The organism is Aliidiomarina celeris, assembly GCF_003316875.1.
GTDB classification, from domain to species: Bacteria; Pseudomonadota; Gammaproteobacteria; order Enterobacterales; family Alteromonadaceae; genus Aliidiomarina; species Aliidiomarina celeris.
Map to the genome: position 1 here is coordinate 249,148 of NZ_QMIL01000001.1, position 24,079 is coordinate 273,226.

At 47.5% G+C, this 24,079-nt stretch carries 18 protein-coding genes and 1 tRNA gene; 3 read left to right on the forward strand and 16 right to left on the reverse strand.

What is annotated here, in order from left to right; genetic code table 11:
* Positions 1-50: 50 nt before the first annotated feature.
* The gene (locus DQW12_RS01160) at positions 51-461 is read right to left on the reverse strand and encodes a DUF3703 domain-containing protein (RefSeq protein ID WP_008985542.1); all 411 of its coding nucleotides are present in this window, start codon (positions 459-461) and stop codon (positions 51-53) included.
* A gap of 299 nt (positions 462-760) precedes the next feature.
* Between DQW12_RS01160 and fabA the strand changes: the two genes are divergently transcribed.
* Positions 761-1,270: a 3-hydroxyacyl-[acyl-carrier-protein] dehydratase FabA gene (gene fabA / locus DQW12_RS01165; RefSeq protein WP_113905881.1), complete on the forward strand. Its 510-nt coding sequence runs from the start codon at positions 761-763 to the stop codon at positions 1,268-1,270.
* A gap of 99 nt (positions 1,271-1,369) precedes the next feature.
* Here the strand turns inward: fabA and rmf are convergent, their stop codons facing one another.
* The 5 genes from rmf to rlmKL form a co-directional block, all read right to left on the reverse strand.
* Complete coding sequence (gene rmf, locus DQW12_RS01170) at positions 1,370-1,549, reverse strand: ribosome modulation factor (protein ID WP_113905882.1); 180 nt, start codon at positions 1,547-1,549, stop codon at positions 1,370-1,372.
* A gap of 162 nt (positions 1,550-1,711) precedes the next feature.
* Positions 1,712-3,442 carry a DUF3466 family protein gene (locus tag DQW12_RS01175; RefSeq protein WP_113905883.1) on the reverse strand — a complete coding sequence of 577 codons (1,731 nt, stop codon included), beginning with the start codon at positions 3,440-3,442 and terminating at the stop codon, positions 1,712-1,714.
* Positions 3,442-5,361: an ATP-binding cassette ATPase Uup gene (uup, locus tag DQW12_RS01180; protein WP_113905884.1), complete on the reverse strand. Its 1,920-nt coding sequence runs from the start codon at positions 5,359-5,361 to the stop codon at positions 3,442-3,444. Before uup ends, DQW12_RS01175 begins: the two co-directional genes overlap by 1 nt.
* On the reverse strand, positions 5,358-5,597 hold the full coding sequence (locus tag DQW12_RS01185; RefSeq protein ID WP_113905885.1) for a glutaredoxin family protein: 240 nt from the start codon (positions 5,595-5,597) through the stop codon (positions 5,358-5,360). Before DQW12_RS01185 ends, uup begins: the two co-directional genes overlap by 4 nt.
* The gene (gene rlmKL / locus DQW12_RS01190; RefSeq protein WP_113905886.1) at positions 5,590-7,743 is read right to left on the reverse strand and encodes a bifunctional 23S rRNA (guanine(2069)-N(7))-methyltransferase RlmK/23S rRNA (guanine(2445)-N(2))-methyltransferase RlmL; all 2,154 of its coding nucleotides are present in this window, start codon (positions 7,741-7,743) and stop codon (positions 5,590-5,592) included. Before rlmKL ends, DQW12_RS01185 begins: the two co-directional genes overlap by 8 nt.
* Before the next feature lie 152 nt (positions 7,744-7,895).
* On the opposite strand from rlmKL, the gene DQW12_RS01195 reads away from it, so the two are divergent.
* Together DQW12_RS01195 and cls are read left to right on the forward strand one after the other, a co-directional pair.
* Positions 7,896-7,972: transfer RNA gene (locus DQW12_RS01195), tRNA-Met, on the forward strand.
* A 64-nt stretch (positions 7,973-8,036) separates the two neighbouring features.
* Positions 8,037-9,467: a cardiolipin synthase gene (gene cls, locus DQW12_RS01200; protein ID WP_157957815.1), complete on the forward strand. Its 1,431-nt coding sequence runs from the start codon at positions 8,037-8,039 to the stop codon at positions 9,465-9,467.
* Positions 9,468-9,504: 37 nt separating this feature from the next.
* On the opposite strand, the gene DQW12_RS01205 is transcribed toward cls, so the two are convergent.
* The 10 genes from DQW12_RS01205 to msrC form a co-directional block, all read right to left on the reverse strand.
* The gene (locus DQW12_RS01205) at positions 9,505-10,059 is read right to left on the reverse strand and encodes a cell division protein ZapC domain-containing protein (RefSeq protein ID WP_113905888.1); all 555 of its coding nucleotides are present in this window, start codon (positions 10,057-10,059) and stop codon (positions 9,505-9,507) included.
* 86 nt (positions 10,060-10,145) lie between these two features.
* Positions 10,146-11,162 carry a quinone-dependent dihydroorotate dehydrogenase gene (locus tag DQW12_RS01210; RefSeq protein ID WP_113905889.1) on the reverse strand — a complete coding sequence of 339 codons (1,017 nt, stop codon included), beginning with the start codon at positions 11,160-11,162 and terminating at the stop codon, positions 10,146-10,148.
* On the reverse strand, positions 11,162-16,006 hold the full coding sequence (locus DQW12_RS01215) for an NAD-glutamate dehydrogenase (RefSeq protein ID WP_113905890.1): 4,845 nt from the start codon (positions 16,004-16,006) through the stop codon (positions 11,162-11,164). The genes DQW12_RS01210 and DQW12_RS01215 overlap by 1 nt, the downstream gene beginning before the upstream one ends.
* A 117-nt stretch (positions 16,007-16,123) precedes the next feature.
* Complete coding sequence (locus DQW12_RS01220; RefSeq protein WP_113905891.1) at positions 16,124-16,348, reverse strand: DUF2835 family protein; 225 nt, start codon at positions 16,346-16,348, stop codon at positions 16,124-16,126.
* Between the two features lie 31 nt (positions 16,349-16,379).
* On the reverse strand, positions 16,380-19,034 hold the full coding sequence (pepN, locus tag DQW12_RS01225) for an aminopeptidase N (protein ID WP_113906581.1): 2,655 nt from the start codon (positions 19,032-19,034) through the stop codon (positions 16,380-16,382).
* A gap of 4 nt (positions 19,035-19,038) precedes the next feature.
* Positions 19,039-20,493, reverse strand: a complete 1,455-nt coding sequence (gene nhaC, locus DQW12_RS01230) for a Na+/H+ antiporter NhaC (protein WP_113905892.1) — start codon at positions 20,491-20,493, stop codon at positions 19,039-19,041.
* A gap of 111 nt (positions 20,494-20,604) precedes the next feature.
* Entirely contained in the window at positions 20,605-22,629 is a 2,025-nt protein-coding gene (prc, locus tag DQW12_RS01235; protein ID WP_113905893.1) for a carboxy terminal-processing peptidase, read from the reverse strand.
* Positions 22,630-22,640: 11 nt separating this feature from the next.
* The gene (gene proQ / locus DQW12_RS01240) at positions 22,641-23,303 is read right to left on the reverse strand and encodes an RNA chaperone ProQ (RefSeq protein ID WP_113905894.1); all 663 of its coding nucleotides are present in this window, start codon (positions 23,301-23,303) and stop codon (positions 22,641-22,643) included.
* Positions 23,293-23,583, reverse strand: a complete 291-nt coding sequence (locus tag DQW12_RS01245; RefSeq protein WP_157957816.1) for a hypothetical protein — start codon at positions 23,581-23,583, stop codon at positions 23,293-23,295. Before DQW12_RS01245 ends, proQ begins: the two co-directional genes overlap by 11 nt.
* Complete coding sequence (msrC, locus tag DQW12_RS01250; RefSeq protein ID WP_113905896.1) at positions 23,576-24,076, reverse strand: free L-methionine (R)-S-oxide reductase MsrC; 501 nt, start codon at positions 24,074-24,076, stop codon at positions 23,576-23,578. Before msrC ends, DQW12_RS01245 begins: the two co-directional genes overlap by 8 nt.
* Positions 24,077-24,079: the final 3 nt, after the last annotated feature.

Genomic DNA, 24,079 nt, shown 5'->3' on the forward strand with positions numbered 1-24,079 from the left:
GCTGCAGCATTGGGCTGCAGCGAAGAACGTTTTGGCAATAGTATGGGTGTTTATGCTAATACGATTAAAACGATAACCGCGTAAATAGTCAGGCGTATTAAGACGTCCCGCCAAATGGGGCTGTCAGCTAGCAAGGGTTGCAAGTCAGCTGGCAAGGGCACTGGCTTTAAAGCAGAGATATTCGCGCCTCCAGGATTTCCCCTTGGAACCCAACCAAATATAAAACCCGGAACCGTTGCTATCAAACGGACGATCTGACCAATAACCTCGCGATTATCATTGCGTTTAAGCCCAATTCGTAACATCTGCCAGTGCGTCGCTATGTGCGGTATAAAATATCTCTGCCCTAAAATATGCGCTCTTTCAAGAGACTTAAACGCATTGTCTAAATCATTGACTTGTTCAGCCTCCATGGCTGAGCGCATACTGATTTGGTACTCATGTTTAATTTTTTTATTCATTTACTTTTATGGACCGTACGTTGTAATTGATGTGAACAGTTTTTAGTGTTTTGATGCATTGATGGATAACTACTGATTGTGCTGCATTATATGCCACTGGCCATTGTCGGCCAGTAACAATGATAATGTCAGGTTATGCCAGTCTCAGGAGCCTTTCTGGTAAGGTATAGGAGGGTTTGCCGGGATTCTGGAAATTTCTCATGAAAAGTATATTATCTAACTGATTCACTGCTCAGAGTTGTTCAGCGTACAACTGTTCGCTAAGCTAGGCGCGATTATTTAACGAATAGGATAAACGTATGCAGTCTTCTTATAGCCGTGATGAGCTTTTAGCTTGTAGCCGCGGTGAACTTTTTGGTCCCGGCAATAGCCAACTTCCTGCGCCCAATATGCTCATGATGGATCGCGTTACGCGTATGGAAGCCGAAGGTGGTGAGCATGGGCTGGGTTACGTCGAAGCAGAACTCGACATTCATCCCGACCTTTGGTTCTTCGCGTGTCACTTTCCCGGCGACCCGGTAATGCCGGGTTGTCTAGGGCTCGACGCATTATGGCAATTGGTTGGCTTTTTTCTTGCCTGCTCAGGAGGCCCCGGTCGTGGTCGTGCTTTAGGCGTGGGTGAAGTTAAGTTCACCGGCCAAATTCTGCCAACAGCTAAAAAAGTGGTTTATCGGGCGCATTTTAAACGCCTGATAAAGCGCAAACTCTATATGGGTATTGCCGACGGTGAAGTGGAAGTCGACGGTCGTGTTATCTACACGGCGAAAGATTTAAAAGTAGGCTTGTTCACCGACACGTCAAACTTTTAATCGCGTTTAGCGCTCTACTCGAGCTACTCATGAAAAAGCCCGAGCATTTGCTCGGGCTCTCCTTTTCAAAATTCTGAATAATAAAATCGCATACCAAGTTTACGACCGTTGGTATAGACCGTCATTGCGTGCTTCCATGGCATCTCGCCACCCTCCAAGCCACTCTGAGCGGATGTCACTATTTTGATAGGGACAGAGTTCTTTGGAACGACCAGAAACGCCTGCTTTAAAACCTTGCGCGTGTGCACGTTCTAAACGATCTCGCTTTTGTCTTTTCATTCTACTTTCCTCTTGTCGTCAAACTGTCGTGTGCTTTTTCATAAGGCACACTTATGTGATAGTGACAAAACGATGAAAGTTCAATGAAAAAAACCGTTAATTCGCGCCACTTTTGTTAAGCAACTGAACTAACGGTTCTTTTTAGTTAGAACGTTTTTTAATTTATTTCTTGTTAATCTTTCGTCTTGTTATAAAGGCCACAAAAGCCATTAAGCCAAGTGCAATGCTTTGTATTGGTGTTACGAAAGCACCTGAACGTTCCTGCACTTCACTCTCTTCGCCACAGCCTTCTACCGCTTCTGACGGACGCAGAATAACCGGGTAGGTTGCCGGGCTTTCAAACAAGAGGCCGTTCACTTCTTCGCTGCGGTCACCAATAACCAACGCCAAAATTTCGCCATGCTCGTTAATGTCCATTGCATCTACTACATAGTATTCAGAATTACATTCTAGTAGCGTATTTAGGTCAGTAAGCTCTTGTGTATCAATGTTATACATAAAGCCTGTGGTTCTGCGTGAAAGTCCTTGGGTGCGATCCCGCTCTGCATTTCCCACCACAATATTTGAGTTGTTAATCGCGGTTGGCCGCCAGCTTGAGTCGTTAAAGAATCCTGCTGGGAAGGTCGCGGCTTCGTCGCTATTTACGTTTTTAAAGAACATGCGGTCGCGAGGTGTTTGCAATGGGAAACGGCGCGCATGCCCTACCATGTAGCCATTGTCGTTAATAGCTATGGCATAGCTTTGTGTAAAGCCGGCTGTTGAGGTGTCGAGCGCGTACGTCGCTTCACCGTCTTTAAAAACTGTGGCATAGGTTTGCGAGCTGGTCGAAACTACATAGTTTGTTACGCCAACCGCAATACCATCGTTGTTAATATCGTTCGCCGCACTGCGAATATAACCGGTTTCTGGTAATTCTTCGTCTTCAGGTAACGAAAACGCTACCCCCAGCGCGCGCTGATTAATAACATTACCGCTTCCGTCGAGTTCCCATAAATAGGCTTGCTCTTCGTAAAAAGGCTGGCGAGGTGTTGACAGATATTCCCCTGAAGCCCAAAAGCGATACATACAAGCGTTCAATGGTGCTACATTTGGAATTTGCTCGCCTTCGTCGTTTTCAATAAACTCCGCACTACAGCGCTCAAAGGCTTCGGTAAGGCGCTCGCGCTCACCAACAGACGCAACACCAACCACCTGATTCACGTCGTTAATAGCTTGCGCACGCGCCATTCCACCGTAAACTAAACCTGCTTCACCATTTAAAAAACTAAAGCTGGTTCCATTGTGAACAGCGGCCAAGGGTAGATGATCACGTTGAAAGAAGCGTAACATTTCACCTTCTGGATCTTCAGGATCTTCTACATTTACCTGAAGAAACGGTGGGCGATATTCGCCAACAAAAAAACCTTGGTTGTTCAGTCCATACAGCAATAAGTCATTGCTTCGCGTAAGTTCGCCTGTTTCTGGCTCGATAATGTCGAGCTGTTCATTAAAAACTTCGAACTCTCCGTTGAACAAAAAGCCCTTAAAGCGCGAAAGTTTTTGTTCGCGTGGTTGGTTGAGTGCGCCACCACGCTGGTTCAGCCAATTGCGAACCCCCAACCATTCTTGTGGATTCAAGTCGCTTAAATCTTCAATTTCGGGAAATACTTCCGGGTCCAACAAATCCGTACGAAGTTGATTGTCGAGCAGGTTTGTACCCGTCCCCACAAACTGTCCAGCGTCGTTAATTGCGAAACCGGTAATTGAAAAAGAGTAAGGTATCGAACCTACATCAACAACTTCATAGCCGCTTGCCTGCGCGCTACTCACCACCCCAAGAGAAAGAGCGCTACCGAGCGTACCGGCAACGACTGTAGCGCATAAGCTTTTATTAAATGTTTTTGGAAAATGCATTAGTTATCCTGAAAATTTTCTAAGTAGTCCCAACGTTCAAGCAAGCTATTGATCGTCTCTTCAATTTGCTGAACTCGCTCTAAGATAGGTTGCGTTACATTGTTATCGCGACGAAAAAAGTCTGGCGCATTCACCTCGCTTTGTAGCGAAGCTAATTCTTGTTCTAATTGTTCAATGCGTGCCGGAATTTCTTCGAGCTCTCGTTTAAGCTTGTATGATAACTTGTTCGCGCCCTTCGCTAAAGGGCGTGCTTGCTGTGAGTCGCTTTTAGTTGTCGAAGTTCCCTGTGAATTTTCAATCTTTACGTTTTTCGCCGCTTTATTGGTTTTATAAAGCTCAACTTCTTTAAAGCCACCGATAATTTCGGTCACCTGCCCTTGCCCTTCAAACAAGAACACGCTGCTGGCGGTATTTTCGATAAATTCACGATCGTGGCTCACCAACAAAACGGTGCCCGCAAATTCGGTAACAATACTTTCCAGCAGCTCAAGTGTTTCCACGTCGAGATCATTGGTAGGTTCGTCAAGCACCAACAAGTTACAGTCTTGTAAAAGAATTTTAGCCAATAGCACGCGGTTACGTTCCCCACCCGACAACGCCTTTAACGGCGTTCGCGCTTGGTGTGGCGTAAATAAAAAGTCTTGTAAATAAGAATAGATGTGGCGTGTACGACCGCCATGGGTTACATCTTGTTTCCCTTCGCCCACGTTGTCAGCTACCGTTTTTTCAGGATCAAGAATGGCGCGGTGCTGGTCGTAGTAAGCCACATTCAACTTCGTACCTTGCTTGCTTTTCCCTTCAGTCGCTTCAAGTTGACCTAAAATAAGTTTCAGTAACGTACTTTTACCACAACCGTTAGGTCCCACAAATGCGATTTTGTCGCCCCGTTGAATGGTGGTGGTAAAATTCTTGATCAGTGTTTTATCCGCAATTCGATAGGTTAAGTTCTCGGCTTCCCATACAATTTTTCCAGATCGCTCCGCGGTCACTACGCTAAAGTCAGCAACCGACTGCTGCTCGCGGCGGGCTTTTCGTTCTTCACGTAATGCTTCAAGCGCCCTCACCCGCCCTTCGTTGCGCGTGCGCCGTGCTTTAATACCCTGGCGAATCCACACTTCTTCTTCCGCTAGCTTTTTGTCAAACTCGGCATTCTGTGCTTGCTCAACTTCTAAGAGCCGCTGCTTTTCAACCAAGTAATGCGCATAATCGCCCGGAAAAGAAGTTAGTTGGCCACGGTCTAGATCCAGAATTCGAGTAGCGAGTGAACGAATAAATGCGCGATCATGGCTAATAAAAACAATCGCACCATTAAACTCTTTTAAGGTTTGTTCTAACCATTGCACGGTTTCAACGTCGAGGTGGTTGGTGGGTTCGTCGAGTAACAAGAGGTCTGGCGAAATCACCCAAGCTCTTGCTAATGCCACGCGGCGCAGCCAGCCTCCAGAAAGCGAGTTCAACTGCACACTCGGCTCTAAACCGAGGCGGGTTAAGGTCGTTTCAATTCGCTGCTGAACTTCCCAACCGCCTTGCGTATCCAGTACATCTTGCACCCTCGCTAAACGATTCAAAACAGACTCCGACGCGTCATGTTCTAATGCCGCACTGAGCTTCATGTATTCAGAAAGCGTGGCACTAAGTTGTTCAAAGGCGCCGGCCACATAATCGTAAATAGTTGCTTCAAGTTTGCGAGGTGGATCTTGCGGGAGCATAGCCACCCGAATACTGGGGTCAATTTGGCGGCTGCCATCGTCGAGATGCAAATCACCCTTTAAAACTTTTAATAAGCTCGACTTGCCTGTGCCATTGCGGCCAACAATACATAACCGTTCTTCTTTGTCGATTATCAAGTTAGCCTGCGCGAGAACGGGCGCGGTACCAAAGGCTAAACTCGCGTTATTTAACCGAATAACTACACTCATGCGGTAAGAAAATCCTTTAATTTTTCAGCCTCAAATGGCCATTTAAGTTCGGCATCATCGTGGGCGCGAACGAGCACTGGCACAATGGCCCCATATTCTAAAAGCAATGCGGGGTCTTGCGTAATATCAACCATGTGCAGTGAAATAGGCTCGTCGAGTTGGGTCTGGTAAAGTTGCGTTATCGCCACTTTACATAAGCCACAGTCGTCTTTAGTGAGTAAGTAGAACTCATTCATGGCCAATAAACCAACAGTAATGAATGGCACGCTGGCGTTTAAAATCTTCCGGAATTGTGGCCTTTGTTTTGTCGGTTATGGTGAAACCGAGCGCGCTAAGCTCATTAACCGACAACTTAAAGCGACGTTTATTGGTTGAAAAAATAAGCAGCCCGCCGGGCGCTAATAACGTTGCTGCTTTGCGAATAAGCTCCACATGATCACGTTCAATATCAAACACACTTTCCATGCGTTTGGAGTTAGAAAACGTTGGCGGGTCGAGAAAAATAAGGTCCCAACGTTCCGTTTGTGTAAGTGCTTCGTCGAGCCATTGTAAGCAGTCTGCTTGAATGAACGCATGTTTATCGAGGGTAAGATGATTCAAACGAAAGTTATCTTTGGCCCAATTTAAATAAGTGCGCGACATATCTACTGTGGTGATGTGTTTAGCACCTCCCAGCCCAGCATGAACCGAAGCTGCCCCCGTGTATGCAAACAAATTGAGCACCCGTTTGTCTCGCGCTAAATTCTGAATTGTTTTTCGGGCAATACGATGGTCGAGAAATAAACCGGTGTCGAGGTATTCCGTTAAGTTAACCCAAAACCGAGCGTTGTATTCTTGTACTTCAAAACGAACCGGCTCTTCGTTTGTTTCCTGCTTGGTATACTGCGCGTCGCCCTGTTGGCGGCGACGCTGCTTAGTGTGAATATGCTCTGCAGTAAAAGGTAAGGTAGCCAAAATAGCGTCAACCAAATCCCACCAACGGTTTTCTGCAACATGATCTGGAATATCTTTCGGCGCTGCATATTCCTGCACTACTAAGTGTTCGCCATAACAATCTATTGCAGCGTTATATTCCGGCATATCCGCGTCGTAAATTCGAAACGCCTCAACGCCTTCTCTACGCGCCCATTTTTGCCGTTGTTGCCAATTCTTTTTCAGTCGGTTGGCAATGTCGGTGTTGTCTTTGGCGTAAAACTCACCTTGATTCGCCAGCGAAAACACACCGAGTTTCACGTTAAGTGCGCCGTTAAAAAAGTTGTACTTTTTAAATGAGCGCAGGCGCACTGCTTTCATCATGGCGTCGCTGGGTGCCAGCAATGCGGTAAACCATTGCTGAGGCAATTGGCGTAAGTTGTCACCGAATTTACGATAAAATATTCGCGCTGCAAGCGGTGTTTCTAACCGTTCGCCGTAAGGCGGATTACTGATCACCAAGCCCGTTGAGGATGAATCGGGCTCACTCGGACGCGCAACGAAAGACCGCCACGCAGGTTCAGTGGCGTTCACACACTCGAACTCGAATAGTTGCGCAAGGTTCGCAGCATGTGCGTTTTGGTTGGCTTGAGCCAGTACTTTTGTGTCTATATCGCTCGCATAGAACTTGCTTTTGCAATTCGCTTTACCCGTTGCAAAGCGCTGTTCGGCGGCGTCTTTTAACTCCCGCCAGCGCTCTGCATTGTGTTCATTCCAAGCGAAGAATCCCCAGTGTGCCCGTAACAAGCCGGGCGCACAGTCGGTTAACTGCATGGCCGCTTCAATAAGTAAGGTTCCTGAGCCACAGCAAGGATCGCTTACTACCGATAATGCACTTTTCGCTTCTACTGCAGCAAGGGCGCGCATAGCGATGGCGGCAGCAAGGGTTTCACGAATAGGAGCCGCTCCTTTGCCGAGCCGGTAGCCGCGCTCGTGTAATCCAAATCCGCTTAAATCGAGAAAGAAGCGCGCTACATCGCGGTGTAAATAAACAAAAACGTTTACCCCAGGTTGGTCTTTGTCTACTGATGGGCGTTGATTGTGCGCACGCCAATAATCAAGGTAACCATCTTTTACAACTTGCGCTGAAAAACCCGAGTGGCGCAAGTGATCGTTGGTGCCGCTAAAACGAATGGCGAAACTCTCGTTGGCGTCGACAAAGGCGGCCCAGTCTACACTTGTTGTTGCCTGCAAGAGTTCATCACGATTTCTTACGTCTGCAGTATGCAACAAGAGCAATACGCGGCTAGCCGTTCTTAAATGCAAACACATGAGGTAGGCAGCGTCGCGATCGCCTTCACAAAATACCCCACCTTGAGTGAGCTTAATTGACTGAACAGGAAGTTGTTCGAGCTCTTGTGCTACAAGTTCTTCCAAACCTTTCGCACAAGAAATATAAAATTGGTGCATAGCAAATTCCAAAACGCAAAGAGGCGCACAGTATACCCTGAAGCAAGCACGCTGTCTGTGCTCTAATCGTGTGCTTTTTAAGCACTTAGCGCATTATTATCGAATAGTGCTTGCGTTCGTAATGCCGCTTCACTATAGTGCACATCCTCAGACGCGGGGTGGAGCAGTCTGGTAGCTCGTCGGGCTCATAACCCGAAGGTCGTAGGTTCAAATCCTGCCCCCGCAACCATTTCTTTGCGTATCTTCTTGCTTATCGTTATAGTCAGTCAAATGCTTTAAAGGGTTTGATTCACTTGCAAATTACCGACTTTTGGCTCGTTTTCTACTGGTTTCTACTCGCTACCGTATTTTTACGCGTGCTTTTTAAACGCCGCACGGTCGGTGCTTCCCTCGCGTGGATTTTAATCATCGCTTTTCTGCCCTTAATTGGCCTTGTTCTCTATTTTTCCTTTGGTGAAATTCAGCTTGGTGGAAAACGCGCAGAGCGCGCGCAAGCCATGCGCGACCCTTTTATTCAGAACCTCTCAAATCAGCTTTCAGGGCACAGTCCATCGCCTCCCAAATCGTCCGCTGCAAAAGCAGTTTACGCCCTAATGGAGCGTTATTTAGGTACCGGCGCATTGGGATACCATGCGCTCGATGTATTCAGTGAGCCCAACGATATTTTTGACCAGTGGTTAGCAGACATCAAAAGTGCGAAACACAGTATTCGTGCAACCTTTTACATTTGGCATCCGCAAGGTCGCGTGCTCGAGATCATCGACGCTTTGATCGCAGCCCAGCAGCGCGGTGTAAAAGTTGAAATTTTAGTGGATAACGTGGGGAGTTGGCGCTTTTTCCTCTTCAAAAGCCACTTAAATCGCATGCGCGAAGCGGGTATTCAGGTAGAAGCGGCGCTTCCTGTGTTTCTCGGGCGAAGTATTTTTCGTCGCGCCGATCTACGTATGCACAGAAAGCTGTTCATTATCGACCATAAAATTGCCTATAGCGGCTCTATGAACATGGCAGATCCGCGTTTTTTCAATGTCGGACGAAATGTCGGTCCCTGGATCGACATGGTCATTCGTTTTGAAGGAGCCGCGGCGTTTGGTGTATCTAAAATTTTCTCCTGGGACTGGGAAGTTGAAACAGGCGAACGCCGGTTCCCAAAATTAAAAGAGCCCATAGCGCAAAGTGAACAATGGTTAACCATGATCCCTTCGGGGCCTGATCTGGGCAGTGACGTGATTAGCCAAGTCATGCTTGCCAGTATTTACCGCGCAGAACGCACTATTATGGTGTCAAGCCCCTACTTTGTTCCTTCAGAGTCATTGTGTGACGCCTTGTGTCACGCTGCTCAGCGCGGCGTTGAAGTTACCCTGTTGCTGCCTGAAAAATGCGATTCAATACTCGCAGGTTGGGCCAGCCGTTCTTTTTATTCTGTATTGTTAGAAGCTGGGGTGAATATCCGCTTGTTTCAAAAAGGCTTACTACACACCAAAGCCTTGGTTATCGACGAGCAAATTGCCATTGTAGGAAGCGTGAATTTAGATATGCGCAGTTTACAGTTGAATTTTGAATTGTCGTTTGCGCTTTATAACGAAACGAGCTGTAAAAAGGTGTCGGCGTTATTACATCACTACAAAAACGACAGCGTTGCTGTCGATGCAGGAAAGTGGCGAAATCGTGGTCGTTTAAGCCGATTAGCGGAGCGCGTTACGTACTTTGTAAGTCCGTTACTGTAACCTGTATTTTCACGCAAAAGTATCTACCTAATCCGTATTAGGCGAATTGTTGCCAATGGTCGTGAGTGGCCGCTACGGCGTGAAAATCAGAACTCAACAGTCGGTCTTTCAATACGCGAATGACATCGTAGCGGCGCATAACTTTAGTCGTAGAAACCTCAAAGCCTGGGTCCACCAACATACACAATGCCGTACGGTCGTCCGTCTCAATAATGAGGAAGTTGCCTTTTGCAAAACCAGAATTCAGCGCACAGAACCGGTGTTCGTTAGGCCAAGGGTCCACCAGACCCGTTTGAAAATGCCAGCTTTGTGGCATAAGCGGCTTACCAAACCGAGCAATTGCCGCGGCATGAAGTGCAATTAATAATTGCTCTGTTGGTGAAAAAGGGCTGTATTGCTCTTGGTAGTCAATCACAGTGTTAAAAAACTCGGCGTCGTCGACTGAGAACGCACATTCGCCGGGCATATCTTGGCGCAAGTGACGAACCTGATACTCCAGCACCTGAACTAGGCCACTGTCCATCAGTATTTCGAGTTGCTTTCCATCAGCGCAATCGTTCTGTTGCTGATATCGCCAATACCAATCATGCATGTGCGCGCTTAATCCTTATTCCGTGCGAGACTGACTGAATTGTAATCAAATAAAAACGCTGTAACTTTAACCGCAACAGCCGCAGCTTACAAGCCCTTAACAACTTCTTTTATTAACCGCGGGCCTTGGTAAATAAATCCAGTATACACCTGAACCAAATTTGCTCCGGCAGCTATTTTATCGGCAGCGCTAGCGTGATCTTCAATGCCACCCACACCGATAATCGGAAAGTCGGGCCCAGTAGCCTCGCGAAGCCAACGAATAACGTTGCAGCTTTGGGCTTGCAATGGGCGACCACTTAACCCCCCTGCTTCCTCGGCATACTCAGCGCCTTTTACTGACCCACGCGCTAATGTAGTATTGGTGGCAATCACCCCATCGATCTTGTGCTCAAGCAATATGCTTGCCAACGAAAATATCGCGTCTTTGTCGAGATCTGGTGCAATTTTTACCACTAAAGGCACATAGCGCTTGGTCTTTTCATATTGGGTATGCTGCTCTTTTTTTAATGTCGTCAGTAGCGTGGCAAGTTGCTGACCATGTTGCATGTCGCGTAGCCCCGGCGTATTTGGCGAAGACACATTTACCGTTACGTAACTGGCATAAGGGTAAACCCGAGCTAAACATTGACGAAAATCTTCAGGCCCGTCGGCTTCGGAAGTGTCTTTGTTTTTGCCAATATTAATCCCCAAAATACCTTTGTAGTGGGTACGTTCTAGATTATGAATCAATAAATCCAGACCACCATTATTAAACCCCATGCGGTTAATGAGGGCATGATGTTCGGGTAGCCTGAACATTCTGGGTTTTGGATTACCGAGCTGAGGACGTGGCGTGACCGTGCCAACTTCAATGAATCCAAAGCCCATTTGTGCAAATGCGTCGATACAGTTCGCGTTCTTGTCTAGCCCTGCCGCTAAACCGACGGGGTTAGGAAAAGTGAGCCCGAGTATAGACACGGGCTTCTCTGCTACACGTTGCTTTAACAAAACCTTAAGCGGCGAGCGACCAAGCTTTGCTAGCAGCGCAAGGGTTTTATCATGTGACCATTCAGCGTCGCGGGAAAATAACCAGCGACGCGCGAGTGGATACAAGCCCAGCATTACTTTTGCGTACCACAATTATGGCTAAGTAGCATCAGCTCGCGTAATGCCACCGAGAACTTCGCAAACTCATGACTTTTCGTGGTTTTGAAGTCAGCCAGCATTTGTGTCCAGCGCTTCATGTGCTGTTCGTTTTCTTGCTTCCAAGCTTTCAGCATTTCCTCTGGCTCTGCACAATCCGTCGCATGCGCGAGTACGGTGCTGGTAAGCGCCCGTTGCTGCCAATCGAGCTCTTCACGGAAGGCTGCCCGCGCAAGCGCTTGCCAATGGTTTGCCACAGGCTGACTGTTCACCTGTTGTAAGAACCAATGCAACTGAATGTCGGCACCTAACCGGAAGTATATTTGCGAAACGCACGGAATTCCTTGTTCTGTGGTTGCTGAAATTTCCGCAATGTCCATGGCCGAGAACACAGTACTCAAAATTGCCACTTGAGTTGCAAGCTCGGTAGGAACGCCGTGCTCTTCAAAACGCTTAATGTCGGCTTTGATTTCATTCGCTTCTTTTTCATTCAAATAGCTCAGCACATTCTCGCGTAAATCGTTGAATGCCCCACTATAGAAGTCAATGTTCTCTTGAATGGTCGTAAAGCTCGGGTTTTTGTGGCGCAAGAACCAACGCGTTGCACGGCGCACCATACGGCGCACTTGGAACAAAATACGGTTCTGTACGTCGGCTGGAATTTGATTATTCAAGCGTTCTACGTCATTACGAATTTTATGCGCGGCAAATACTTCGCGGGCAATAATATACGCCGCAGCCACTTCCGCAACAGTCGCGCCGGTTGCCTCTTGCTTACGCTGAATAAAGTTAGGCCCCATATCGTTAACAATATTATTCGCCAACTTCGTCGCAATAATTTGCGTCCGCAGTGGGTGGTCTTCCATTTCTGCAGCAAACTTTTCCCGTAAAGCAGGCGGGAAAGCAGCCACTAGTTCTTTCGAATGGAATGGGTCTTGTGCAATTTCGTCAATGGCAAGTTCGTCTTTCAGAACCATTTTTCCGTAGGCAGAAATAACCGCAAGCTCAGGCCGTGTTAGGCCTTTACCCGAAGCAACACGCTCCGCTAACTCGTCGTCATCGGGCAGGAATTCGATCACTCGGTCGAGTTGGCCTTCACGCTCTAAATGGTGAATAAAGCGCTGCATTTCCTTCACTTGATCGGCACCACGTAAAAGCGTTACCGACAATGCTTGCGTTTGGCGCGCGCAGTCGTGTAGCACAATGTTGGCCACATCATCGGTCATGGCATACAGCATTTCGTCGCGTTGTTTGCGTGTTAATTTGCCTTGGTTCATCAGGCCATTAAGTAAAATCTTAATGTTCACTTCGTTGTCGGAGCAGTCCACGCCACCCACGTTGTCAATAAAGTCGGTATTCACTCGACCACCGCGGCTTGCGTATTCAATACGACCAAGTTGGGTCATACCAAGGTTACCGCCCTCGCCTATGATTTTCGCACGTACGTCGCGACCATTGATGCGTAATGGATCATTCGCGCGATCACCTACTTCTGCGTCGGTTTCTTTCGACGATTTAATGTACGTTCCAATGCCTCCGTTCCAAATTAAATCGATTTCAGCACTGAGTAACGCTTTAATCAATTCATTGGGCGTCATACTGCGTTTTTGCGTGCCGACGAGACGCTTCATTTGCGTACTCAGCTCAATGGACTTGGCACTACGCTTAAATATGCCGCCGCCTTCGCTAATAAGTTCTACGTTGTAGTCTTCCCAGCTCGAACGCGGTAACTTAAATAAACGCTCGCGCTCTTCGTAGGACTTTGCAGGATCCGGATCGGGATCAATAAAAATATGCATGTGGTTAAAGGCACCCACTAACTTGGTGTGCTTCGACAACAACATACCATTACCAAATACATCGCCGGCCATGTCGCCAATGGCCACACAGGTAAAGTCGGTGGTTTGGCAGTCTACGCCCATTTCGCGGAAATGACGTTTTACCGACTCCCACGCACCGCGCGCAGTAATTCCCATTTTCTTGTGGTCGTAACCCACAGAACCACCAGAGGCGAACGCGTCGGCTAACCAGAAGTTATATTCCGCAGAAATTGCGTTTGCTATATCCGAGAACGTGGCCGTTCCCTTGTCTGCTGCAACCACTAAATAGGCGTCGTCTTCGTCGTGACGAACAACATCACGCGCGGGCACAATTTCACCTTCAATAATATTGTCGGTAATGTCGAGTAATGCGCGAATGAAGGTACGGTAACAGTTCTTCCCTTCTTCAAACATAGCGTCGCGTTCTTCAGGCAGTTGCTTACAAACAAAACCACCTTTGGCGCCAACGGGCACAATAACCGTATTCTTTACTTGCTGTGCTTTTACCAAGCCCAACACTTCGGTTCTGAAGTCTTCACGGCGGTCAGACCAACGCAAACCACCACGCGCCACTTTACCGCCGCGTAAATGCACGCCTTCTACTTTTGGCGAGTACACAAAAATCTCGTATTTTGGCAACGGCAGCGGCATTTCAGGAATTTCTTCAGGTAAGAACTTCACCGACACGTAGCTTTTTTCTTCACCCTGTTCGGTTTTTTGGAAGAAGTTTGTTCGCAGTGCTGCTTTTATTAAATCGATATAACGCGTAATAATCCGATCGTCGTCAAGGCTAGAAACTGCATCGAGTTCAACCGCTAGTTTTTGCAGAATCGCGTCTACCTTTTTCTCGACGCCTTTCACACCCGGCTCAAATTTGGTGTAGAACAATTTCACCAATAACTTGGCAATTTTAGGGTAACGCGTAAAGGTACTTTCAATATAGCTTTGGCTAAAGGTAACGCCGATCTGCCGCATGTATTTCGCAAACATGCGCAAAATAATAATATGGCGGCCGGTCATACCCGCACTTAATACAAGCTTGTTGAAGCCGTCGTCTTCATAGTGCCCACTCCAAACACGAGCAAAGGCGTCTTGGAAGTTGTCGCGGGTTTTTTCTAAGTCCAACGCGCCGGCCGTATTCAACATGAAAAAGTCGAGTACCCAAAAAACATGATCGTCGTTGGTTTTTATTTGGTACGGGCTTTCATTGATAATACGCAAGCCAAAGTTTTCTAACATCGGTAAAACGTCAGACAAATGAATTGGCTCGTCTTTATGGAATAGCTTGAGTTTTACCCGGTTCGAGTCGTCTTGCACTTCTTGCGCGCGATAAAACAACATGCCCAATTTATGATCGTCGTCTAGTGCTTCAAGCTGGGCAATGTCCGCTAACGCAATCGACGGCAATACGTCTTCTTTGTAGGCACGGGGGAAACCGTTTGAATAAGTACGCATTAAACTGCGCGCCTTCGATTCGCCATGCGCGCTAATGAGTAGGCTCTCGAGGTTGTCTTCCCACGAACGAGAGGCTTCCGTTAAATTCTGTTCTAGCTCTTTCACATTAATGTCCTGTCCACTGTCAGCAACGCGAATAGTGTATTGCGTACGCGCAAGTGCTGATTCAGAGAAAAATGTTGTAAAGTCCACGTCGCCAATGGCGCCAAGAGTTTTCGCCAGTATGCTTTGCGTGCGTTGGCGTAGCGCAGTGTTATAGCGCTCTTTTGGCACGTAGACCATGGCAGTAATAAAGCGGCCAAAAATGTCGCGGCGTAAAAATACGCGCGTAACATCACGCTCTTGAATTTGGAAAATGCCTAACGCTGCCTGCAAAAGCTCCGCATTGTCACTTTGTACAATTTCATCTCGCGGGTAGGTTTGCAAAATATTCAACAAGGCTTTAGTGGCATGCGAACCCGGTGCGTATTTGCTTTCCTGAATTACGTATTCGAGTTTTTCCCGCACCAGTGGAATATCCATCGCGCTATCGTTGTAGAAGCTCGCGGAGTAGAGACCAATAAAACGGTCTTCACCAACAACATTGCCGTCTTTATCAAAACGTTTAATACCTATGTAGTCGTTATACGCTGGGCGATGTACCCGCGACTTCGCATTGGTTTTCGTCAGTAACACAATGTCGTTGGTACTCAGTGCGGCCTGCCGTGCTGCTTTTTGCATAGACGACAACGGACGCGGCTTGTCTGACTCGGTGTTACGCATTAACCCAAGGCTTGTGCCCATGTCTTGCCGAATCTCATAATCGCCCTCGATACCAACAACCGAGTAGCTTCGATAGCCCATCAATGTAAAATTATCGTCGGCAAGCCAAGAGAGAAATCGTTTGGCAACCGCTAAGGTTTCTTTAGCGCCTGGGAAGTTTCGTTTTTCTAAGGTGTCGGCAATTTCTTTTAATTTTGAACGCATAGGTTGCCAGTCTTGCACGGCAAGCGTTACCTCAGACATGACCGAAGAGAGCTCTTGCTTCAGCGCTTTAATGGCAGAGGCTTCAGTTTGGCGGTCGATTTCGATCAGGAAAACCGTGTCGGTACGGGCATTCTTGTCGACTTTGCCGGCTTCAAAGATTTCAGTAACTGCACCTTTGTTGTCACGACAGTGCACTAGCGGTGCATGCATAAATAAATGCGCGTGAATACCAAATCGAGCCAGCGCCATACGAATGGAGTCCACCATGAACGGCATGTCGGTTTGAATTATTTCTACAATAGTGTGAGGTGACTCCCACCCATGTTTACTCACTTCAGGGTTGTAAACCTTGATCGCAGCTGCTGCGTTTGCTTTATATTCATTAAAGCTATGCCACAGCGCAACCACACCACCGTACACATTACTATGATCGCGGCCAATAATTTGGTCCCGCGATACATTTCGGTAGAGCCTTTTGGTGAACTCCTCTACCAATGGAGCGGTGTGTTCAGGAAGCTTTTGATGTACAACTTCAAAAACTTTTTCGAGAAGGACTGGAAGCTGACCATGTGCCGAAGTCATTAGAAGTAATCCCTATCTGCGGAAGATTTACAAAGTGCTTATATTCTCGGACTTTATTCAAAGAAAAGCAATCATACTCCGGCTGGTGCGAGGAGTTAATTGTATAAGGCTTGCGGGTTAACTAAGCTTTTCCAACGATACAAATTTATGCTCGGCTGTGGTTCGAAGGCGAAACCAGCCCTTTATGCCGTCGCGGGTGATAAAGGGTACAAGATTACGCATTGCAATTTGTACCCGAACCCCTTGGTTTGTGGTGACCACCACGTTAGAACCGCCCTGTGCATAGTAATAATGTTCAACATCATACGCCGACATTTGCATGGAAAAGATATACTCGTTCATACCTGTTTCTCGCACAAAATCTGTTGTTCACTTAATCGTTTAGGCTTTGCTCTATTTTTTCAAATAGATCAGGCGCTAAATTTGGTAAGTTGCGTAGTTTTTCCAACTGTGCCTTTAACAAAGGCTGTCGTGAAGAGTCGAGTCGTTTCCAATTTAACAGTGACGATAGCAAACGAGAAGCGACCTGTGGGTTCAAAGTATTCAGTCTCTCGATGGCGGCAGCCATAAGCAGATAACCCGCGCCATCTTTGCGGTGCAACTGGGAGGGATTGTGGCTAAAACTGGCCAACAACGCATAAACTCGATTAGGGTTACCCCATTCGAAAGCCTTGTGCTGTTGCAATGCCTGTACCCTTTCCACAGCATTTGCTAATGGAGCGCTGCCCTGCACCGCTAACCATTTATCCATCACTAACGCGTTCCCCGCCCATTTTTCAGCAAACGCGTGCAACATTTCAGCGGCACTTGCATGCTCCTGGTGCACCGCTGCTTGGAGCGCTCCAAATACTAAGGTCATGCTGTTGGTTGCATTAAACTGTTGCCAAAGCGCCGTGTTAATCTGCTCGCTTAGCGCGTGGTCGGTTAAACGCGCCAAAAACGGCAGTACTGTGTTGCAAAGCATACGGCTCGATATAGCCTCAGCGGTAAATACAAATTTGCTACTAAAGTGCACTTGCCAGCATTGCCAAAACGGTTCTGCTAAGTGTTCAGCCAAAGCCTGCTGAAGTTCGTTAACGGCACGATGAATGTCGTCAAATGGAACCGTGGTGAACTCACTCGCTAACGCCTCTTCGGTTGGTACTTGGAACAAGAGTGCGGTGAGCGCCGCTGATTGTTGAGACTTTGCAAGTGCTTGTTCCAAAGTTTCAATGAATAACTCTGGGAGCGCCACCGGTTGCTGTTCTGAAATTGCACGCGTGATCAACTCAATATAAATGTCTTGTACGGCGTTCCAGCGCAAAAATGGGTCAACGGCATAACCGGTAAGCAAAATGCGCTCGGCGAGTGTTTGCGCAACCTTTACCTTCACTGGCGCAGAAAAATCGGCAAAAAAACCAATTACGGGTTTAGCGGGCAAGCCATTAAAAGAAAACGACTGCTCAGCTTCAGTAAGCTCAATGACACCAGATGCAGGTAATTCCGCAGGAGTAAACAACCGCGCACTGCCATTTTCGTCGGGAAGCAACATTTCTATTCGAATAGGAATATGAAACGGCAGCTTAGTGCTTTGACCCGGTGTTGCAGGTGTTGATTGCTTACACATTAACCGGAGTGTTTGCGTTTGCTCACAATACGTGTGCTCAATTTCAACGGTTGGCGTACCCGCCTGCGAGTACCAACGTCGGAATTGAGTGAAATCAGCGTCATTTGCTGCCTCCATGGCCACAACAAAGTCTTCGCAGGTGACCGCTTGGCCGTCATGGCGCTTTACATATTCGCGCATACCCGCCTGGAAGCCTTCTTCGCCCAGTAAAGTGTGCAGCATACGAATAACTTCCGCGCCCTTGTTGTATACCGTAACAGTGTAGAAATTATTCATTTCCACTACTTTGTCGGGGCGAATAGGATGCGCCATAGGGCCGGCGTCTTCTTCAAATTGGTGCGTACGCATAATACGCACATCTTGAATACGATTGACCGCGCGCATACCGCGGTCAGCACTAAATTCTTGATCGCGAAAAACGGTTAAGCCTTCCTTTAGACTCAATTGGAACCAGTCTCTACAGGTTATGCGATTACCCGTCCAATTATGGAAGTATTCGTGGCCAATGACCGACTCCACATTCAAAAAGTCTTGGTCTGTCGCTGTTTCTGGGTTCGCCAGCACATATTTGGCATTAAATACGTTTAACCCTTTATTCTCCATAGCTCCCATATTGAAAAAGTCGACCGCTACGATCATGTAAATATCGAGGTCGTACACCAAACCAAACCGTTCTTCGTCCCAACGCATGGCGTTTTTTAAGCTTTCCATTGCAAACTGAGCACGGTCGAGGTTGCCTTTGTCGACAAACAGCTCGAGCAACACACGCCGTTGATCACGGGTTACAAACGCGTCTTGCAAGCGATCAAAGTCGCCGGCTACCAAGGCAAATAAATAGCAAGGTTTTGGGTGTGGATCATGCCAAGTTACCCAATGTTTCGCAGAATCTGAGTTGCAAATGCCCTCTGCTACTTTATTTCCATTCGAGAGTAAATAAGGAAAAGCTGCTTGGTTGGCTTCTATCGTAGTTGTAAACACCGCCAATACATCGGGCCGATCGAGATAGTAGGTGATCCGCCGAAAGCCTTCCGCTTCACATTGCGTGCAGTAGGCCCCACCTGATAAATAAAGCCCTTCGAGCGCCGAGTTTTTACTCGGATTTACTTCCGTAACAATTTTAACTTCGGCATGGTCGTTTCCATCGTCGCTGCAAAGATTCCGCAAAATAAGTTTGCCCTCTGCCCGCTCATAATCAGCGCCTTCCAATTGCAGTTGGCCGTTAACCTCCAGTGACACCAGCTTTAACTGCTCGCCATCAAGTTCTAGGTTTGTATTGGCAGCAAGGCGTTTTACCCGCATAACATTGGTTACTATGGTGTGCGTTGGGTCAAGCGCAACGTGCAAATCTACGGTCTCAATCTGAAAAGCAGGCGCGTTGTAATCTTTGCGAAAACGCGCCAACGGGCTGGCTTCTTTACTCATCATATTATGCGGTCTTTTGGTCGCTCAAACGGAGAATTTTAAAATTGGTGTAGCCATATATGATGGCTAAGGTGGGCACCAACAATAAGAAGAATGCAAAGGGTGCATATGCTAATGGGTACACGCCTAACACCGAGAACATGTACGCACCGCACGTATTCCAAGGAATGAGCGCAGAAGTTACTGTGCCGCTCGACTCCAGTGAGCGCGACAACACGCGCGGGTCTAAATCGTATTCCTGATAGGCTTTGCGGAACATACGGCCGGGCAACACAATAGCCATATACTGGTCAGCCGTGAGCACATTGGTACCGAAACCGGTGCAAATAGTGCTGAAAATCAAAGAACCGGTGCTTTTCACCATTTTCAAAATGCCTTGAATTAGCTTTTGTAATAAGCCCGTGGTTTCCATCACAGCACCAAAGGTCATAGCAGAAATAATGAGCCATACAGTGTTGGTCATGCCCGCCATGCCGCCCCCACTTACCAAGCTAGTGAGGTCGTCACTCGACGCTTCCACGCTAATACCTTCTGCAAGCGCTATCCACACCACTTCAAGTTGAGCCAAAATACCTGCGCTGCGCTCTGGCGTCATAATCGAAGCTATTATGTCTTGCTGAAAAATAAGCGCCCAAACACCACCTAAAATGGCCCCAATAAAAATGGTAGGGAGTGCAGGCTTTTTCATAACTGCGAGCACAAACAGAGCAACTAGCGGTAATAGCACCAATGGCGTGATATTAAAGAGCGCCTGCAGTTCAAACTGCATTTGCTCTAAACTTTGCAAATTCGCTGACGAGCCTGCACTAAGACCAAGCAAGGTAAACAATAATAATGATATGAGGAAAGCCGGAATAGCCGTCCATGTCATGTAACGAATGTGCGAGAACAAGTCGGTTCCGCTTACGGCTGGCGCTAGGTTAGTGGTGTCGGACAAGGGTGACATTTTGTCGCCAAAATAGGCACCAGACACAACTGCACCGGCGGTAATTTCAACACTTAGCTCCATGCCTGTAGCGACACCAATAAGCGCAACACCAATGGTTGCCGCAGTGGTCCACGAACTTCCAATTGAAATAGCAACAATGGCACAAATAAGACAACTTGCGGCGTAGAACCAACTTGGGCTTAAGAGCTCTAGTCCGTAATAAATCATGGTGGGTACAATACCGGCGAGTAGCCATGTACCAATAAGGGAACCCACCATAAGAATAATAAGAATGGCACCGAGGGCGACTGAAATTCCGTTTGTAATTCCCTCTTCAATGGTTTTCCAACTGTAGCCATTCTGAAAACCCACTGCCGTTGCTATTGCCGCAGCAATTAACAGCGCAATTTGATTTGGCCCATACGAGGAGTCTTCACCAAATAAATAAACAGAACTCGCTAGCATAATCACGAGCAAAGTGAGTGGCAATAAAGCTTGAAGATAGGAGGGTTGTTTCGTTTGTTCAGTCATAGTATTCCGCTCTATTCGGTTACAGCGTTGTTATTAATATAAATGGGGCTATTGGAAACTGAATTTAGCACAGAATAAAACAGGTAGCTCTCGCTACCTGTTTTCTGTTGCTTAGCTCGCTTGTTTCAGCAGTTCTATGTAGTCGAGCGTAATATAAAGTGTTTCCGTTAGATAAGGGTCTGCTTCTTGATAAGCCTCGGGTACGTCGTCCCAAGACTCAACGGGTTCTAAACCTTCGCGCTGCAATCGCTCATTGGCGCGGCGTAACCGACGCACTTTATTTTCGTTACTTTCAGCTTCTCGTTCGTCACGAACCAAACTTACATAGTCACGCGCCTCAAGCTCTTTATAGCGCTCAATGTCTTCGAACACATAGGCAAACTCAGGATCAGTCGAAATACGCGCTTGGTGTTTGGCAGCTAAGTTTTCCAACCACTGATTCGAAATCGTTCCTAATGCCTTGTAGCTGACAGGATTAATTTGATCCCAAGGTAACGCGTTTTCAGCCTTACTCTCACCAAAATCGTTCGGGTCGATTGGCGTTGGGTAACTTAAATCTGGAACTACACCTTTATGCTGGGTACTGCCGCCATTAATGCGATAAAACTTTGCAATGGTGTATTGAATACTGCCCATAGGTGACGAATAAAAGTCGAAACGCCGTTGCAAACCACGATGCTGTTGCACTGTGCCTTTACCAAAAGTTTGCTCACCTACAATCAGGGCACGACCATAATCTTGCATTGCTGCAGCAAATATTTCCGACGCAGAGGCACTAAAACGATCTACCATCACTACCAATGGCCCGCTGTACACGGTATTCGGATCTGGATCTTCACTTACATCTACCCGACCGCTACTGTCACGAACCTGAACTACAGGGCCGCCTGGAATGAAAAGGCCGCTTAAATAAATGGCTTCATTTAACGCACCACCGCCATTTCCCCGTAGGTCGATAATCAAGCCGTCGAGGTTTTGGCTTTTCACTTCATCAAGTAATTTTCGTACGTCGCCCGAAAGGTTGTTGTAAAAGCCCGGAATTTCGATTACGCCTACGGTTTGCTCCGACTCCATGGTTTTAACTTCAAGTTTGGCTTCGCGGTCTTCTAAACGAATTTGTTCACGAACCAACTCGATAACTTTCGGGCTGCCGCCGCTGCCTTGGCTCTCAGGTAGAACCTGTAAGCGAACAACACTGCCTTTTGGCCCAGTGATGAGATCAACCACATCGTCGAGCCGCCAGCCGATTACATCCACAAAGTCTTGGTCGCCTTGTGCCACTGCAATAATGCGATCGTTCGGTGTGAGGTTGCCCGACTTATCCGCCGGCCCGCCTGGAACCAAACTGCGAATCACGGTGTAATCGTATTCTGCTTGCAGCACCGCACCAATGCCTTCGAGCGAAAGATTCATGTTTTGCTGAAAACGCTCGGCGTTACGTGGTGATAAATAGCTCGTATGCGCGTCTACACTGCGACCAAACGCCGACATGACTGTTTGAAACACATCTTCATTATTGGTTTGGGTTAAACGCTGCAAAGCCGTTTGATAACGACGCTCTAAGTTTTCTTTTATTTCGTCGTTACTACGCCCAGCCAATGCTAAATTCAACGCATCGTTGCGAACGCGTTGCTCCCAAATGGCATTGAGCTCAGCTGTGTCTTTTGCCCACGGTTGCTCAGAACGGTCGTAGTAAAAACGTTCACCCTCGTTATCGAAGGCAAATTCGCTGTCGAGCAATTGCAAGGCATGTTGGTAACGTTGAAAACGACGTTCTAAATGCAATTCATAAATGTCGTAGGCAACGTCAAGTTTGCCTTCGCTAATGGCTAAGTGAAAGGTATCACGATGCTGGTTAAAGGCATCGATGTCTTGCTGCAACATAAACATACGATTGTAGTCAAGTTGCTCGAAATAGCGGTCAAAAATTTGCTGACCCATTGCAGTATTGAGCTCGGCTCGCCCGTAGTGATAACGCGAAAAGTACGCTGCTATACGCTTGCTTGCCGTAACCTGTTGAGGCTCCGCACTGAGTTCCGGTAATTCATTGATAGCGTGTAAAGGCTCTACCGCATAGCTGGTAGACACCGCAAAAAACGCTGCAACAATTCCTACTTTTAACCGCTGTTTAAACATTCAAACTCCAATCACACTGCATGAAGCTCAGAAATAGCAACTTTCAGCGTCATACCACTGTCGAGTTGCACTTGAGCCTCTGTTTTATCGATTGTCGCAACCGTTGCGAGCACTGGGTTCTTACCCAATTTTACTGCAACTTTTTGGCCGACACGCAACGCTGCGGGTTCAATCGCCTCTTTCATTGTGACCACAGCTTCTTCCTTAGGTTTCACCGCTGGCTTTGCTTTTGGTTTTGCTCGTGCAGCTACCTTTGCGCTCGCTCGCGGTGGACCCTTTTTCTGTGGTGCTTTAGCCTTGGCGGCTTCCGCCCGTGCTTGCTTTACTTTCGCTTGCGAGGCCTGCAAGGTTTCCTGCGCATGGCTCGCATGCTCTTCCTCTACGATACCCGCCTCGGCGCCATCTAGATCAACACGCACCGCGCCTACCGTTACTACACGTAGGTAACGCCATGAATTCGTGTATTGACGCAACGCTGTCCGTAACTTGGTTTTACTCACCTGTTCGTCGTTCTCTAACCGCTTCGCTAGGTCATCGAAAATTCCAATCTTCAGTGGCTTTACGTCACCTTTCACACTAAAACATGCTGGAAAGGTTTCGGCTAAATATTCAATCACAGCTTTACTGTTACTGAACGACTTGGGTACATTTTCTTCGGTTGTGTTATTCGTCACCGTCTTGCTCCTGCTCTATGCGACGTATGAGTTGGCGAACGTAATCGTCCAATTCTTCGGGTTCTGCTTCAATAAGCGCGGGTTCACGTAACCATGCACTCGACAATTCTTCAATAAAGGCCTCTGCATTGGCAAAGGTCCAGTATTCATTTTCTTGAAATGCTTCCGCCGCCGCATACAACATACTATTGAATTGATCAGCCGCGTATTCTGCTTCATCTTCAAAAGTGTCCATGTCGGCGACAACCACTAAGTGGGGCCGCACATCAAACTCATTCACTCACATCACCCCACTGCAGGCTTTCCAGCATGGGCAACAAGGCTTCAATGCCTTTTTGGTCTTCTGCGCTAAATCGGTTGGTTTGCGGACTGTCAATGTCGAGTACAGCTACCACTTTACCTTGATACTGAATCGGCACTACCAATTCCGAAGCACTTGCGGCGTCACAAGCAATATGACCCGGAAATGCATGTACGTCGGCGATACGTTGCGTTTCACCCGTTGCTACAGCAGTACCACAAACGCCTTTCCCAACCGCAATGCGAACGCAAGCGACTTTGCCCTGAAACGGCCCAAGTACAAGCTCGCCTTGTTTCATTATATAAAAGCCTAACCAGTTTAGGTCTGGCAATTGGTCGTAGAGAACCGCGCTAAAGTTCGCTAGATTCGCAATTAAGTCGGGCTCGTCACCTACAAGTGCAGAAAGCTGCGACGCTAAAGATTGATAAAACGCTGGGGTTCCTGCGCTGTCAGATTGAGTAACTGCAAACACGTT

Bases quoted from the DNA above. Each gene is read 5' to 3' on its own strand.
- DQW12_RS01160 (WP_008985542.1), bottom strand. From the start codon at position 461: ATGAATAAAAAAATTAAACATGAGTACCAAATCAGTATGCGCTCAGCC.
- fabA (WP_113905881.1), top strand. From the start codon at position 761: ATGCAGTCTTCTTATAGCCGTGATGAGCTTTTAGCTTGTAGCCGCGGT.
- rmf (WP_113905882.1), bottom strand. From the start codon at position 1,549: ATGAAAAGACAAAAGCGAGATCGTTTAGAACGTGCACACGCGCAAGGT.
- DQW12_RS01175 (WP_113905883.1), bottom strand. From the start codon at position 3,442: ATGCATTTTCCAAAAACATTTAATAAAAGCTTATGCGCTACAGTCGTT.
- uup (WP_113905884.1), bottom strand. From the start codon at position 5,361: ATGAGTGTAGTTATTCGGTTAAATAACGCGAGTTTAGCCTTTGGTACC.
- DQW12_RS01185 (WP_113905885.1), bottom strand. From the start codon at position 5,597: ATGAATGAGTTCTACTTACTCACTAAAGACGACTGTGGCTTATGTAAA.
- rlmKL (WP_113905886.1), bottom strand. From the start codon at position 7,743: ATGCACCAATTTTATATTTCTTGTGCGAAAGGTTTGGAAGAACTTGTA.
- DQW12_RS01205 (WP_113905888.1), bottom strand. From the start codon at position 10,059: ATGCATGATTGGTATTGGCGATATCAGCAACAGAACGATTGCGCTGAT.
- DQW12_RS01210 (WP_113905889.1), bottom strand. From the start codon at position 11,162: ATGCTGGGCTTGTATCCACTCGCGCGTCGCTGGTTATTTTCCCGCGAC.
- DQW12_RS01215 (WP_113905890.1), bottom strand. From the start codon at position 16,006: ATGACTTCGGCACATGGTCAGCTTCCAGTCCTTCTCGAAAAAGTTTTT.
- DQW12_RS01220 (WP_113905891.1), bottom strand. From the start codon at position 16,348: ATGAACGAGTATATCTTTTCCATGCAAATGTCGGCGTATGATGTTGAA.
- pepN (WP_113906581.1), bottom strand. From the start codon at position 19,034: ATGAGTAAAGAAGCCAGCCCGTTGGCGCGTTTTCGCAAAGATTACAAC.
- nhaC (WP_113905892.1), bottom strand. From the start codon at position 20,493: ATGACTGAACAAACGAAACAACCCTCCTATCTTCAAGCTTTATTGCCA.
- prc (WP_113905893.1), bottom strand. From the start codon at position 22,629: ATGTTTAAACAGCGGTTAAAAGTAGGAATTGTTGCAGCGTTTTTTGCG.